Origin of the sequence: Burkholderia dolosa, assembly GCF_902499135.1 — a bacterium.
Taxonomy (GTDB): domain Bacteria; phylum Pseudomonadota; class Gammaproteobacteria; order Burkholderiales; family Burkholderiaceae; genus Burkholderia; species Burkholderia dolosa.
In genome coordinates, this window is sequence record NZ_CABVPR010000024.1 from 33,929 (window position 1) to 47,195 (window position 13,267).

Below are 13,267 nucleotides of genomic sequence, written 5' to 3' on the forward strand. Positions count from 1 at the left end.
TCAGCGAAGCGGGGCGGCGTGGAGTGTCCGAGATGAATCGTCGTTCCGTCCCGCGCACGATGCGCGTCGTTTTGTCGCATGCACGCATGCTCGCCGCGCGCGCCGTCACGATCGCGCTGCCTAATCGGTGCGCGCTGTGCGGCAATTTGTCACACGCGGCGATCTGTGCGGCTTGCGACGCCGCGTACTGGAACGAAGCGCGGCTGCGCTGCGACGCGTGCGCGGTGCCGTTGGGCAGCAATCGGCGGCGATCGCCTGCCGCGGGTGCAGCGGCGTATCGGTGCGATGCTTGTCGCGCCACGGCTCCGCCGTTCGATGCGACGCTCGCGCTCGCCGATTACCGCGCGCCGCTCGACGGGCTCGCGCGCGGGCTGAAGTTTCATGCGCGACTCGCGCTCGGCGCGGAGTTCGCCGCGCGGCTCGCCCGGCTGATCGACGATACGCCGGGCACCGGCGGCTTCGACGTCGTCGCGCCGGTGCCGCTGTCGCACAAACGGCTCGTCGCGCGCGGCTACAACCAGGCGTGGGCGATCGCGCGTCCGCTCGCGCGCCGGCTCGGCGTGCGCGCCGAAGCGGCGCTGCTCGCACGCGTGATCGAAACGGCGCCGCAGTCGCGGCTCGATCGCCGCGCGCGCCGCGGCAACGTGACGGCCGCGTTCGCGGTCGCCGGCGACGTCGCCGGTCGCCACGTTGCGCTCGTCGACGACGTGATGACGTCCGGCGCGACGCTCGCGGCCGCCGCTCAGGCGCTGAAGGCGGCGGGCGCTGCACGCGTGACGAATCTGGTTGCGCTGCGCACCGCCAGAGATTAATTAGATAGAGGCCGGCTGCAGGAATGCGGCCGCGGCCATCACGAACCGGCTTGTCGGGACGGCGCAGCGCACGTCCGGGCTGGCCCAGCGAAACCGGAACATGTTCAACGTCGTCCTCGTCGCCCCCGAAATTCCGCCGAACACCGGCAACGTGATCCGCCTGTGCGCGAACACGGGCGCCCGTCTGCACCTGATCGAACCGCTCGGCTTCCCGCTCGACGACGCGAAGATGCGGCGCGCCGGCCTCGACTATCACGAATACGCGCAAATGCGCGTGCACGGCGACTGGGACGCGTTCGTCGCGGCCGAAGCGCCGGACCCGGCGCGGATGTTCGCGTTCACGACCCGCGGCTCGGGCCGCTTCCACGACCGCGCGTTTTTGCCCGGCGACTGGTTCGTGTTCGGCTCGGAGACGCGCGGGCTGCCGGCCGAGCTGCTCGAGCGGTTTCCGGGCGAACAGCGCGTGCGCCTGCCGATGCGCCCGGGCAACCGCAGCCTGAACCTGTCGAATACGGTCGCCGTCGTCGTGTTCGAAGCGTGGCGTCAGGCAGGCTTCGAAGGCGGCGCGTAATCGTCGAAGCGAAGCGCAGCGCGGCCGGCGGGCCGCGGCTAAATGCGCGCGAGCCGCGCGCGATACAAGTCGTGGATGTCGGAAGAAAAGCACGCGAATATCACGCGTGCGATGCCCGGCGCCTGCGGCAGCGTTTCGATGACGGTGCCGACCGCGATGTCGACCGCCCGGTCAGCCGGATAGCGGTAAATCCCGCAGCTGATCGCCGGAAATGCGATCGACGTCGCACCGACTTCGTCGGCCAGTTCGATCGCACGCCGGTAGCACGATGCGAGCAGGTCGGGCTCGCCACGGTCGCCGCCGTGCCAGACGGGGCCGACCGCATGAATCACGTAGCGCGCCGGCAGCCGGTGGCCGCGGGTAAGCTTCGCGTCGCCCGTGTCGCAGCCGCCGAGCGTGCGGCATTCGTCGAGCAGGCCGGGGCCTGCCACGCGATGAATCGCGCCGTCGACACCGCCGCCGCCGAGCAGCGAGCCGTTCGCCGCGTTGACGATCGCGTCGACGTCGAGAGTCGTGATGTCGACGAGTTGCGCGTCGAGCGTGGTGGAACCGATCTTCAGCATGACAACCTCGCGCTAAGCCGGAAGACGGTTCAAGCGTAGTGCGCTTTCGCGCGGCGTGCTCGGCACGAGGCCGTCAGAAGAGACGTCGATCGGCCGACTATTCGGCGCGCGCGTCGCGCCGCAGCAGACCGCTGACCGCGTCGCGCGGCGCAATGCCGTCGAACAGCACGCCGCACACGGCTTCGGTGATCGGCATTTCGATCGACTGCGCGCGCGCGAGCGCGAGCACCGCCTGCGCGCAGCGCACGCCTTCGGCGACGTGGCCGAGCGCACCGAGGATGTCGTTCAGCGAGCGGCCGGCCGCCAATTGCAGGCCGACCGTGCGATTGCGCGACAGGTCGCCGGTCGCGGTCAGGATCAGGTCGCCGAGGCCGGTGAGGCCCGTGAAGGTTTCCGCGCGGCCGCCGAGCGCGACGCCGAGCCGCGACATTTCGGCGAGGCCGCGCGTGATCAGCGCGGCGCGCGCGTTCAGCCCGAGGCCGAGACCGTCGGCGATGCCGGTCGCGATCGCGAGCACGTTCTTCACCGCGCCGCCGACTTCGACGCCGACCACGTCGTCGCCCGTGTAGATCCGCATCGCACCGTGATGAAACGCCGCGAGCGTGCGGTCACGGCATTCGGCCGACGTGCTCGCGACCGTCAGCGCGACCGGCAACGCGCGCCCGACTTCGCGCGCGAAACTCGGCCCAGACAGCACGCCGTTGCTGTGCTGTTCGGGCAATTCGGCCGCGATCACCTGATGCGGCAGCAGATGCGTATCGGCTTCGAATCCCTTGCACACCCACACGATGTGCGCGGGCACGCAGCCCGCGTCGCGCATCGCGCGGCACAGCGTGCGCAGCCCGGCCACGGGCGCGGCGATCACGCACAGCGCGTCGCCGGCCGCGCCGTGCGCGAGCGCGACGCCGAGGTCGGCGTCGTAGCGCAGCGCATCGGGCAGCGCGATGCCGTCCAGATAGCGGGAATTTTCGTGGCGGGCCTGCAGCCCGGCGATGAGCGCGGCGTCGCGCGCCCACAGAAGCGTGTCGTGCCGCGCGGCCAGATGACCGGCGAGCGCGGTGCCCCAGGCACCGGCGCCGAGAACGGCTACTTTCATACCCAGCACCGGTCCGGAGTGAAACGTCAGTTCAGCGTCGTGCCGTTCGGTGCGCCCGCTGCGGCGCCGGCCTGCTGCTGAAGCTGCGCGAGACGCTGCTCGTACAGCGCCTGGAAGTTGATTTCCGCGAGGTGGATCGGCGGGAAGCCGGCGCGCGTGATCGCGTCGGCGATGTTCGAGCGCAGATACGGGAACAGGATCGTCGGGCATGCGATGCCGACCAGCGGATCGAGCTGCTCGTCGGGAATGTTGCGAATGTCGAAAATCCCGGCCTGCTTCGCTTCGATCAGGAACGCGACCTTGTCCTTCACTTTCGCGGTGACGGTGCCCGACACGACGACCTCGAACACGCTCTCGGCCAGGCGCTCGGCCTTGACGTCGACTTCGACTTCAACCGACGGCATGTCCTGCTCGAGGAAGATCGCCGGCGAATTCGGCTGCTCGAGCGACATATCCTTCAGGTAGACGCGCTGGATGTTGAAGAACGGTTGGTTTTCGACGTCGGACATGGTGTTTCCCTAAAAGTGGTGACGGGCGGCCGGACTGTTCGCCGACCGCCTCGGATGAATCCTGCGCGCGGACCGCTCGCGGCCGGCGGCCATTCTGCCCTAATCAGGCCGCTTGCAGAAGCGGCAACAGGCCGCCCTCGCGATCGAGCTTCGACAGATCGTCGTAGCCGCCGACGTGCGTGTCGCCGATGTAGATCTGCGGCACCGTGCGGCGGCCGGTGCGCGACATCATTTCCTCGCGGCGCGCGGGATCGCGGTCGATCAGCACCTTCTCGATCTGCTCGACGCCGCGCAGCTTCAGCAGGCGCTCGGCCTGCATGCAATACGGACACACCTGCGTGCTGTACATCAGAACCTTGTTCACTTCGCCACTCCTTGTTTGACGACCGGCATTCCGGCCTGCTGCCAGGCGGCCACGCCGCCGTCGAGCACGTGCACTTCGGCGTAACCCGCCGCCTGAACCTCGCGCGCCGCCTTCTGCGACTGCTGGCCGTTCTGGCAGACGAGCAGCACCGGCGTGCTCTTGTTCTTCGCGATCTGCGCAATTTTTGCGCCGATCTCGCCGGCCGCGAGCTGACGCGCCGACGGCAAGTGACCCGCCGCGAATTCGGATGCGGGGCGCACGTCGATCACGACCGCGTTGCGGCGGTTGATGAGCTGCGTCGCCTCGGCCGCCGACAGGCCGCCGCGACCGCGGCGCAGCGCCGGCCACGCCAGCAGGCCGCCCGACACCAGCAGGATCGCGATGAGGGCCAGGTTCGTGTAATCGGTAAAGAACTTCACGGAATTCCGCCGGAAAAAGAGAAATCGGAAAAGGACAATCCCGCCATTATAAAATAACCGTCTTGCGCGATGGCGGGCCCGGCTCGGGGCGCCGCGCGGCGCGCACCGCTTCCTTCACTACCGACCGCAAGATCCATGTACAAACTCGTTCTCATCCGCCACGGCGAATCGACGTGGAACAAGGAAAACCGCTTCACGGGCTGGGTCGACGTCGACCTCACCGAACAGGGCCGCAACGAAGCCTATCAGGCCGGCGAATTGCTCCGCGACGCCGGCTACACGTTCGACATCGCGTACACGTCGGTGCTCAAGCGCGCGATCCGCACGCTGTGGCACGTGCAGGACCGGATGGATCTGATGTACCTGCCCATCGTCCACTCGTGGCGGCTGAACGAGCGCCACTACGGCGCGCTGTCGGGGCTGAACAAGGCGGAAACCGCCGCGAAGTTCGGCGACGAACAGGTGCTCGTCTGGCGCCGCAGCTACGACACGCCGCCGCCGGCGCTCGAACCGACCGACGAGCGCGCGCCGTACGGCGATCCGCGCTATGCGAAGGTGCCGCGCGAGCAGCTGCCGCTCACCGAATGCCTGAAGGACACCGTCGCGCGCGTGCTGCCGCTCTGGAACGAGTCGATCGCGCCGGCCATCCGCGCCGGCAAGCAGGTGCTGATCGCCGCGCACGGCAACTCGCTGCGCGCGCTGATCAAGTATCTCGACGGCATCTCCGACAGCGACATCGTCGGCCTGAACATCCCGAACGGCGTGCCGCTCGTGTACGAGCTCGACGAGAACCTGAAGCCGATCAAGCACTACTACCTCGGCGACCAGGAAGCGATCGCGCAGGCGCAGGCCGCGGTCGCGAAGCAGGGCAAGGCGGGCTGACGCCCGCCGTCGCGCCGGCCGGTCCGGCGCGAAACCCGGGCGCGCCGCGCGAACCTTCGCGGCCCGGGCACTGTCGAACGGGCTTGCGAATTCCGGCACGGCCCTGTCGCGGCAGTCGGCCGGCGCCTTTCGCACCGTTGCACTGACGTTTCGGGCGAACAGTTATACTTGTCCGCTACATCCCCGCTACCGCCACGCGCTTCCCGACCGCACCAGACTCTCTATGCGAATGAAATTGAAGAACATCGGCCTGATTGCCGCGGGCCTCGCCACGGGCGTGTTCGCCACGCTGCAGATTTCGGCGTCGGCCGAGCAGACCGTCACGGCACCGCTTCCCCTCGACCAGCTCCGCCTGTTCGCGGAAGTGTTCGGCCAGATCAAGCGCGAGTACGTCGAACCGGTCGACGACAAGAAGCTGCTGACGGCGGCGATCAAGGGCATGGTGTCGAGCCTCGACCCGCATTCGTCGTTCCTCGACAAGACCGACTACGACGAACTGCAGGAGCAGACGAAGGGCCGCTTCGCGGGCCTCGGCATCGAGATCTCGCAGGAAGACGGCCTCGTCAAGGTGATCTCGCCGATCGAAGACACGCCCGCGTTCCGCGCCGGCATCCGTCCGGGCGACCTGATCACGCGCATCAACGACAAGCCGGTGCGCGGCATGACGCTCGACAAGGCCGTCAAGCAGATGCGCGGCGAGCCGGGCACCAAGGTCACGCTGACGATCTTCCGCAAGAGCGACGACCGCACGTTCCCGGTCACGGTCACGCGCGCGATCATCAAGGTCCAGAGCGTCAAGATGAAGATGCTCGACCCCGGCTACACCTACATCCGCATCACGAGCTTCCAGGAGCGGACGGTACCCGATCTCGCCGCGAAGCTGCAGGACATCGCGCGTCAGCAGCCGAACCTGAAGGGCCTGATCCTCGACCTGCGCAACAACGGCGGCGGCCTGCTGCAAAGCGCGGTCGGCGTGGCCGGCGCGTTCCTGCCGCCGGACTCGGTCGTCGTGTCGACCAACGGCCAGATCCCCGATTCGAAGCAGGTCTACCGCGACACCTACGACAACTATCGGCTGCCGACCTTCGACGGCGATCCGCTGAAGAACCTGCCGCCGATCTTCAAGACCGTGCCGATGGTCGTGCTGACGAACGCCTACTCGGCGTCCGCGTCGGAAATCGTCGCCGGCGCGCTGCAGGATTCGAAGCGCGCGCTGATCATGGGCAAGACGACGTTCGGCAAGGGCTCCGTGCAGACGGTCCGTCCGATGACGGCCGACACCGCGCTGCGTCTGACGACCGCGTACTACTACACGCCGAGCGGCCGCTCGATCCAGAACAAGGGGATCACGCCCGATCTGCCGGTCGATCAGTACGCGGACGGCGATCCGGACGACGTGCTCGTGACGCGCGAGGTCGACTACACGAATCACCTCGCGAACACGCAGGATCCGAACGAGAAGAAGGAACAGGAAGAGCGCGAGCAGCGCCGGATGGACCAGTTGCGCATCCTCGAAGAGCAGAACGACAAGAAGACGCCGGAGCAGCGCCAGAAGGATCGCGATCGCAAGCCGATCGAGTTCGGCAGCGCCGACGACTTCATGATGCAGCAGGCGCTGAACAAGCTCGAAGGCAAGCCGGTCCAGGAATCGAAGTCGCTGCTCGCGGAGAGCACGACGAAGAGCCCGGCCGGCAAGGCGGCTGCCGCGGCCGCGGCGAAGGGCTCCGGCGCGAAGCCGGCGTCCGCACCGAAGCCTGCGTCGGCCGCTCACTAAGCGCCGGCCGGCATCCGACGGGCCATCGCGGGAACACCGCGATGGCCCGTTTTTCATGCCCGTCTAGAATACGAACATCCGTCCCGCCGCGCGTGCCGCGCGCTTCGCCCGACAGTCCCCATGAACGACGACCAACTCCTTCGCTACTCCCGCCACATCCTCGTCGACGAAATCGGCATCGAAGCGCAGCAGCGCTTCCTCGATGCGCACGCGATCGTCGTCGGCGCCGGCGGGCTTGGCTCGCCGGCGGCGATGTACCTCGCGGCATCCGGCGTCGGGACGATCACGCTCGTCGACGCGGACACGGTCGACCTGACGAACCTGCAGCGGCAGATCCTGCATGAAACGGCTTCGGTCGGCCGCAGCAAGGTCGAATCGGGGCGCGACGCACTCGCGCGGCTCAATCCCGAGATTACCGTGCACGCGATCGCGGAACGCGTCGACGACGGATGGCTGAATGCGCACGTGCCGCACGCGACGGTCGTGCTCGACTGCACGGACAACTTCGCGACGCGCCATGCGATCAATCGCGCGTGCGTCGCGCACGGCGTGCCGCTCGTATCGGGTGCCGCGCTGCGCTTCGACGGGCAGATCAGCACGTTCGACTTCCGCGATCCGGCCGCGCCGTGCTACGCGTGCGTATTTCCGGAGGATCAGCCGTTCGAGGAAGTCGCGTGCGCGACGATGGGCGTGTTCGCGCCGACGGTCGGAATCATCGGCACGATGCAGGCTGCCGAGGCATTGCGTGTGATCGGCGGGATCGGCACGACGCTCAACGGGCGGCTGATGATGCTGGATTCGCTGCGGATGGAATGGACGACGATGAAGATCGCACGTCAGGCCGACTGCCCGGTGTGCGGCAATCGGCACTGACGCACATCGCGCGTCATGCAAGCGATGCGCGTGCGCCGATCGACGCAGGCGCGGCACGCTGCAGCGGCGTCACATAGCAATCGATTCGGTTACGCGCCTACGCGGCGGCATCCGCGCGCGGCTCGGCAACTGCGAGCCGCTTGAGCGCCGCCTGCACTTCTTCGGGCTCGAATGCGGCGAGCACGTCGGCCGTCGGCTTCTCGAGCGCCTTCAGATGCGCACGCAGGATCTCCTGCTTCACGACCAGCAGCTGGCTCGGATGCATCGAGAACTCGGTGAGTCCCATCCCGAGCAACAGACGCGTGAGCGCCGGGTCGCCGGCCATTTCCCCGCACACCGACACCGGCACGCCCGCACGCCGTGCTTCGCGCAGCGTGTACGAGATCAGATGCAGCACCGCCGGATGCAGCGGGTCGTACAGGTGCGCGACCGCGTTGTCCGCGCGATCGATCGCAAGCGTGTACTGAATCAGGTCGTTCGTGCCGATCGACAGGAAATCGAAACGTTTCAGGAACAGCGGCAACGCGATCGCCGCGGCCGGAATCTCGATCATCGCGCCGACGCGCACGTTCGGATCGTATGCGAGCCCTGCGTCGTCGAGCTGGCGCTTCGCCTCGCGTAGCAGGTCGAGCGTCTGGTCGATCTCCTGCGCATGCGCGAGCATCGGGATCAGAATCTTCACCTGCCCGAATGCCGATGCGCGCAGGATCGCGCGCAGCTGCGTGAGGAACATCTGCGGCTCGGACAGGCTCCAGCGAATCGCGCGCAGCCCGAGCGCGGGGTTCGGCGCCGTCTCGTAGCCTTCGTCGAGCGCCTCGAGCGGCTTGTCCGCGCCGACGTCGATCGTGCGGATCGTGACCGGCATCCCTTTCATCCACTCGACCGCCCGCTTGTATGCGGCGAACTGCTCTTCCTCCTCCGGCATCTCCTTCTGATGCATGAACAGGAATTCCGAGCGGAACAGCCCGACACCGACTGCGCCGGCCTCGACGGCAGCCTTCGCGTCGTCAGGCAGCTCGATGTTCGCGTAAAGATCGATCTTCGTGCCGCACAGCGTTTGCGTCGGCGAGAACTTCAGCCGCTGCAGCTTGCGCTGCTCGAGCAGCTTCTCCGACTGACGGTACGAATACTCCTCGAGGACGATCGGCGCCGGATCGACGATCACGATCCCCTGATCGCCGTCGACGATGATCAGATCGTCCTGGCGAATCAGCGCACTCGCGTGCTGCACGCCGACCGCGGCCGGAATGCCGAGACTGCGCGCGACGATCGCGGTGTGCGACGTGCGGCCGCCGAGATCGGTGACGAACGCCTGGAACGACTGCGTCTTGAACTGCATCATGTCGGCCGGCGCGATGTCGTGCGCGACGACGATCATGTCGTTCGTCCCGCTCGCAGCGGCGCCGTCGAGCGCCTGCGACGCGGACGGCGCGCCGGCGAGCGCCTTCAGCACGCGCTCGACGACCTGCTCGATGTCGGCCTTGCGCTCGCGCAGGTATTCGTCCTCGATGTCGTCGAAGTGACGCGTAAGCAGTTCGAGCTGCTCGGTCAGCGCCCATTCGACGTTGTAGCGGCGCGTGCGGATGAGATCGATGGTTTCCTGCACCAGCATCTCGTCGCGCAGGATCATCGCGTGCACGTCGATGAACGCGCTCACTTCCGACGGCGTGTCGTCGGTCAGGTCGGCGCGCAGCGCGTCGAGTTCACGATGCACGGCCTCGAGCGACGCGCGGAAACGCTCGACCTCGGCGTCGATCCGGTTCGCCTCGACCAGGTAATGAGCGACGTCGAGCGCCGCCGGCGCGATCAGATACGCTCGCCCGATCGCGATACCTCGTGAGACGGGAATGCCATGCAGCGTGAAGGACACGCGCACCTCCTCTGTACATGTAAAGCCGCGGCACACTGCTGCGATGCGCTTATGACCCCGGTTAGCGATTATAAATTCCGCGCGCCGCTGCTGGCTGCATGCAGCGCAGCATTGCGCGCTGCGCATCAATGCTGCCGACGAAAAAAATGCCGCGGAATTCGCGGCATTCTGGCTGGAAACGGCAACGATTCGGCGTGACCATCACTGGCCTTCGCCGAACTTGTCGGCAATCAGCTTCAGCAGCGCATCCATCGCTTCCTTCTCGTCCGGTCCGTCGGTCTCGATCGTCACGGTGCTGCCGATGCCGGCCGCGAGCATCATCACGCCCATGATGCTCTTCGCGTTGATCTTGCGCCCGTTGCGCGTCATCCAGACTTCCGACTGGAAGTTGCCGGCCAGTTGCGTGAGCTTGGCCGATGCGCGCGCATGCAGCCCCAATTTATTGACGATCGTGGTTTCTTGTTGAAGCATGGTTGTCGGTCGGGTCGGTCGAGGCCGCCGGCGGCGTGCGTCGGCGGTCGGGTCTAAAGCGGAAAACGGCGCGTCAGTGCGATTCGGTGCGCGGCTGCGGCTCGGGCGGAATCGGCGCGCACTGCCCGCAGCCGAGTTCGGTCGGCGGCGGCGGCGTACCGGCCGCGACTTCGTGGACGCCCTTCGCGCCGCCGCTCAGCGCCTTGTCGACGAGCTTGTCGAGCGGCATCGTACGATAGCAGACGGCGCGCACGAGCATCGGCAGATTCACGCCGGCCAGCACGCGCACGTTGTCGAGCTTCGCGAGCTGCCCCGCGATGTTCGCGGGTGTCGCACCGTACATATCGGTCAGCACGATCGCGCCGTTGTCTTCCTTGAGCCGAGCCAGTTCGGCGTGCGCGAACGCCATCACCTGCGTCGGATCGCTGTCGGCCTGCACGTCGATGCAGCCGATCCGCGCGGGCACGCCGCCGTAGATGTGCGCGATGCAGTCGCGCAACGCGGTGGCGAGCGGTGCGTGCGCGATGATCAGGATCCCGGCCATGTCAGATCGCTCCCGGCCGCCGCTGGCGGCGCAACGAGCGTAACGAGTGTGGGAAACGCTTCATGTTCAGCCTTGCAACAGTTTCAGCCCGAGCGCCGGACCTTCGGCGCGCCGATGCGGCACCGGGCAAGCGGGCATTGTAGCAGGCCGGTCGAACCACTCCGGCGGCGGGGGACCTGCGCGGCCGCCGCCGGGGTTGCGCGGGAAACGGCGCGCCGCACGCTATGCGGCCGCGCGCTCCAGCGCGTCGATGAACATCGCGGCGACGTCGAAACCCGTCTGCTCCATGATCTCGCGAAAGCACGTCGGGCTCGTCACGTTCACCTCGGTCAGCCAGTCGCCGATCGCGTCGAGGCCGACCAGCAGCAGCCCGCGCGACGCGAGCACCGGCCCGAGCGTCTCGGCGATCTCGCGATCGCGCGGCGTCAGCGGCTGTGCGACGCCGAGGCCGCCCGCGGCCAGATTGCCGCGCACCTCGCTGCCCTGAGGAATCCGCGCGAGCGAATACGGCACCGGCTCGCCGCCGATCAGCAGGATGCGCTTGTCGCCGTCCTTGATCTCCGGGATGAACTTCTGCGCCATCACGGTGCGCGTGCCGTCGTGACTCAGCATCTCGATGATCGAGCCGAGATTCATCCCGTCGGGCTTCACGCGGAACACGCCCATCCCGCCCATTCCGTCGAGCGGCTTCAGGATCACGTCGCCGTGCTCCGCATGGAACGCGCGCAGGCGCGCGGCATCGCGCGTGACGAGCGTCGGCGCGACGAACTGCGCGAACTCGCCGATCGCGAGCTTCTCCGAATGATCGCGAATCGACTGCGCGTTGTTGAATACGCGGGCGCCTGCGCGCTCGGCCAGCTCGAGCAGCCACGTCGACGTCACGTACTCCATGTCGAACGGCGGATCCTTGCGCATCAGCACCGCGCCGAACGACTCGAGGCGCCGCGCGTCGACCGGCCCTGCGTCGAACCACGTGTCGCGATGCAGGTCGTCCAGATCGCCGACGAACGCGATGCGCCGCACGTCGGCCTCGACCGCCGAACCGGTCCACGCGAGATGGCGCGGCTCGCACGCGTACACCGCATGCCCGCGCCGCGCGGCCTCCGCCATCATCGCGTAGGTCGAATCCTTGTAGATCTTGAAGCGCTCGAGCGGGTCGGCGATAAAGAGAATGTCCATGCGGGTCCTGTACGTAGCGAAGGTCCGTTACACCTGGATGGCTTCGGGATCGGTCTTTTCGAGTTCGATCGACGATGCGATCAGCGACAGCCGCGCGACGACGCCGTACATGTAGAAGCGGTTCGGCGGCGCGGCGCCCGGCTTCGCGCCGGCATCGGGCAGCGCGGTGTGCTCGAACCCGAGCGGCACGTAATGCATGCCGGGCGCGTTCAGGTTCTGGTCGCGCTCGCGGCCGCCGTGCGTGCGGTAGAAGCCGCCGACCACGTAGCGGTCGATCATGTACACGACGGGCTCCGCGACTTCGTCGCCGACGCGCTCGAACGTATAGACGCCTTCCTGCACGATCACGTCGCGCACCGCGAGGCCGGCCTTCGACTCGGCCATCCGCGCGCGCTCGGCCTTCGACATCCGGCCGATCTCGGCCGCGTCGTGCACGGTCATCACGCCGCGCCCGGCAGTGCCCGCATCGGCTTTCACGACGACGTACGGCTTCTCGCTGATTCCGTATTCGCGATACTTGCGCGCGATCTTCTTCAGCACGCCGTCGATCGCGTCGGCGAGCGCCTGCTCGCCTTCATGCGCCTGCCAATCGACGCCTTCGACGTGCGCGAAATACGGATTCACCATCCACGGATCGACGCCGACCATCTTCGCGAACTTCTTCGCGACGTCGTCGTAGCACGAGAAGTGCGTCGACTTGCGGCGCACGGCCCAGCCCGCATGCAGCGGCGGCAGCAGGTACTGCTCGTGCAGGTTTTCCAGCACGGCCGGAATGCCGGCCGACAGGTCGTTGTTCAGCAGGATCGAGCACGGATCGAAATTCTTCAGGCCCAGGCGGCGCTGCGAGCGCTCGAGCGGCTCGAGCACGATCTTCTGGCCGTCGGCCAGCGTGATCGGCGTGATGTCGGTGATGCTCGGATCGAGCGAGCCGAAGCGCACGTTCAGGCCGGCCTGACGCATGATCGTCGCGAGGCGCGCGACGTTTTCCAGGTAGAACGCATTGCGGGTCGGCAGTTCGGGAATCACGAGCAGGTTCTTCGCGTCCGGGCAGATCTTCTCGATCGCGGCCATCGCGGCCTGCACGGCGAGCGGCAGCACTTCGGCCGGCAGGTTGTTGAACGCGCCGGGGAACAGGTTCGCGTCGACGGGCGCCAGCTTGAAGCCGGCATTGCGCAGGTCCACCGAACAGTAGAACGGCGGCGTGTGTTCCTGCCATTCGAGCCTGAACCAGCGTTCGATCGCAGGCGTCGCGTCGAGGATCTTCTGCTCGAGCTCGAGCAGCGGACCGTTCAACGCGGTAACGAGGTGGGGAACCATGAATCACTCGCGAGCGGGAGAAT

Annotated in this window: 15 protein-coding genes; 5 read left to right on the forward strand and 10 right to left on the reverse strand. The window is 67.4% G+C overall.

What is annotated here, in order from left to right; genetic code table 11:
* Positions 1 to 32: 32 nt before the first annotated feature.
* Together BUB20358_RS13135 and trmL are read left to right on the forward strand one after the other, a co-directional pair.
* Positions 33 to 812 (forward strand): ComF family protein, encoded by a 780-nt coding sequence (locus tag BUB20358_RS13135; RefSeq protein WP_035971665.1) that lies wholly within the window; start codon positions 33 to 35, stop codon positions 810 to 812.
* 100 nt (positions 813 to 912) lie between these two features.
* On the forward strand, positions 913 to 1,383 hold the full coding sequence (gene trmL, locus BUB20358_RS13140) for a tRNA (uridine(34)/cytosine(34)/5-carboxymethylaminomethyluridine(34)-2'-O)-methyltransferase TrmL (protein ID WP_006763321.1): 471 nt from the start codon (positions 913 to 915) through the stop codon (positions 1,381 to 1,383).
* A gap of 38 nt (positions 1,384 to 1,421) precedes the next feature.
* On the opposite strand, the gene BUB20358_RS13145 is transcribed toward trmL, so the two are convergent.
* From BUB20358_RS13145 to BUB20358_RS13165, 5 genes are all read right to left on the reverse strand, one after another.
* Positions 1,422 to 1,946, reverse strand: a complete 525-nt coding sequence (locus BUB20358_RS13145) for an O-acetyl-ADP-ribose deacetylase (RefSeq protein ID WP_006763320.1) — start codon at positions 1,944 to 1,946, stop codon at positions 1,422 to 1,424.
* A gap of 97 nt (positions 1,947 to 2,043) precedes the next feature.
* Positions 2,044 to 3,042, reverse strand: coding sequence for an NAD(P)H-dependent glycerol-3-phosphate dehydrogenase (locus tag BUB20358_RS13150; RefSeq protein ID WP_035971663.1), 999 nt, complete (start codon positions 3,040 to 3,042; stop codon positions 2,044 to 2,046).
* A 26-nt stretch (positions 3,043 to 3,068) separates the two neighbouring features.
* Positions 3,069 to 3,551: a protein-export chaperone SecB gene (gene secB / locus BUB20358_RS13155; protein WP_006763318.1), complete on the reverse strand. Its 483-nt coding sequence runs from the start codon at positions 3,549 to 3,551 to the stop codon at positions 3,069 to 3,071.
* Positions 3,552 to 3,654: 103 nt separating this feature from the next.
* Positions 3,655 to 3,915 (reverse strand): glutaredoxin 3, encoded by a 261-nt coding sequence (grxC, locus tag BUB20358_RS13160; protein WP_006763317.1) that lies wholly within the window; start codon positions 3,913 to 3,915, stop codon positions 3,655 to 3,657.
* The gene (locus tag BUB20358_RS13165) at positions 3,912 to 4,334 is read right to left on the reverse strand and encodes a rhodanese-like domain-containing protein (RefSeq protein WP_006763316.1); all 423 of its coding nucleotides are present in this window, start codon (positions 4,332 to 4,334) and stop codon (positions 3,912 to 3,914) included. Before BUB20358_RS13165 ends, grxC begins: the two co-directional genes overlap by 4 nt.
* 135 nt (positions 4,335 to 4,469) lie before the next feature.
* Between BUB20358_RS13165 and gpmA the strand changes: the two genes are divergently transcribed.
* The 3 genes from gpmA (at position 4,470) to BUB20358_RS13180 (ending at position 7,863) form a co-directional block, all read left to right on the forward strand.
* A complete protein-coding gene (gpmA, locus tag BUB20358_RS13170) occupies positions 4,470 to 5,216 on the forward strand; it encodes a 2,3-diphosphoglycerate-dependent phosphoglycerate mutase (protein WP_035971662.1) in 747 nt (248 codons plus the stop codon).
* A gap of 223 nt (positions 5,217 to 5,439) precedes the next feature.
* Complete coding sequence (locus tag BUB20358_RS13175; RefSeq protein ID WP_006763314.1) at positions 5,440 to 6,990, forward strand: S41 family peptidase; 1,551 nt, start codon at positions 5,440 to 5,442, stop codon at positions 6,988 to 6,990.
* A gap of 120 nt (positions 6,991 to 7,110) precedes the next feature.
* Positions 7,111 to 7,863, forward strand: a complete 753-nt coding sequence (locus BUB20358_RS13180) for a HesA/MoeB/ThiF family protein (RefSeq protein WP_006763313.1) — start codon at positions 7,111 to 7,113, stop codon at positions 7,861 to 7,863.
* A 97-nt stretch (positions 7,864 to 7,960) separates the two neighbouring features.
* On the opposite strand, the gene ptsP is transcribed toward BUB20358_RS13180, so the two are convergent.
* The 5 genes from ptsP to gshA all read right to left on the reverse strand — a co-directional run bounded on the left by ptsP (position 7,961) and on the right by gshA (position 13,244).
* The gene (gene ptsP / locus BUB20358_RS13185) at positions 7,961 to 9,733 is read right to left on the reverse strand and encodes a phosphoenolpyruvate--protein phosphotransferase (RefSeq protein ID WP_035973262.1); all 1,773 of its coding nucleotides are present in this window, start codon (positions 9,731 to 9,733) and stop codon (positions 7,961 to 7,963) included.
* Between the two features lie 201 nt (positions 9,734 to 9,934).
* On the reverse strand, positions 9,935 to 10,204 hold the full coding sequence (locus BUB20358_RS13190; protein WP_006763311.1) for an HPr family phosphocarrier protein: 270 nt from the start codon (positions 10,202 to 10,204) through the stop codon (positions 9,935 to 9,937).
* A gap of 73 nt (positions 10,205 to 10,277) precedes the next feature.
* Positions 10,278 to 10,748 (reverse strand): PTS sugar transporter subunit IIA, encoded by a 471-nt coding sequence (locus BUB20358_RS13195; RefSeq protein WP_006763310.1) that lies wholly within the window; start codon positions 10,746 to 10,748, stop codon positions 10,278 to 10,280.
* A gap of 222 nt (positions 10,749 to 10,970) precedes the next feature.
* Positions 10,971 to 11,927, reverse strand: coding sequence for a glutathione synthase (gshB, locus tag BUB20358_RS13200; RefSeq protein WP_006763309.1), 957 nt, complete (start codon positions 11,925 to 11,927; stop codon positions 10,971 to 10,973).
* A 27-nt stretch (positions 11,928 to 11,954) separates the two neighbouring features.
* Positions 11,955 to 13,244, reverse strand: coding sequence for a glutamate--cysteine ligase (gene gshA, locus BUB20358_RS13205; RefSeq protein WP_006763308.1), 1,290 nt, complete (start codon positions 13,242 to 13,244; stop codon positions 11,955 to 11,957).
* Positions 13,245 to 13,267 lie beyond the last annotated feature (23 nt).

Coding starts and splice junctions, on each gene's coding strand:
- BUB20358_RS13135 (WP_035971665.1), top strand. CDS start 33: ATGAATCGTCGTTCCGTCCCGCGCACGATGCGCGTCGTTTTGTCGCAT.
- trmL (WP_006763321.1), top strand. CDS start 913: ATGTTCAACGTCGTCCTCGTCGCCCCCGAAATTCCGCCGAACACCGGC.
- BUB20358_RS13145 (WP_006763320.1), bottom strand. CDS start 1,946: ATGCTGAAGATCGGTTCCACCACGCTCGACGCGCAACTCGTCGACATC.
- BUB20358_RS13150 (WP_035971663.1), bottom strand. CDS start 3,042: ATGAAAGTAGCCGTTCTCGGCGCCGGTGCCTGGGGCACCGCGCTCGCC.
- secB (WP_006763318.1), bottom strand. CDS start 3,551: ATGTCCGACGTCGAAAACCAACCGTTCTTCAACATCCAGCGCGTCTAC.
- gpmA (WP_035971662.1), top strand. CDS start 4,470: ATGTACAAACTCGTTCTCATCCGCCACGGCGAATCGACGTGGAACAAG.
- BUB20358_RS13175 (WP_006763314.1), top strand. CDS start 5,440: ATGCGAATGAAATTGAAGAACATCGGCCTGATTGCCGCGGGCCTCGCC.
- BUB20358_RS13180 (WP_006763313.1), top strand. CDS start 7,111: ATGAACGACGACCAACTCCTTCGCTACTCCCGCCACATCCTCGTCGAC.
- BUB20358_RS13190 (WP_006763311.1), bottom strand. CDS start 10,204: ATGCTTCAACAAGAAACCACGATCGTCAATAAATTGGGGCTGCATGCG.
- BUB20358_RS13195 (WP_006763310.1), bottom strand. CDS start 10,748: ATGGCCGGGATCCTGATCATCGCGCACGCACCGCTCGCCACCGCGTTG.
- gshB (WP_006763309.1), bottom strand. CDS start 11,927: ATGGACATTCTCTTTATCGCCGACCCGCTCGAGCGCTTCAAGATCTAC.
- gshA (WP_006763308.1), bottom strand. CDS start 13,244: ATGGTTCCCCACCTCGTTACCGCGTTGAACGGTCCGCTGCTCGAGCTC.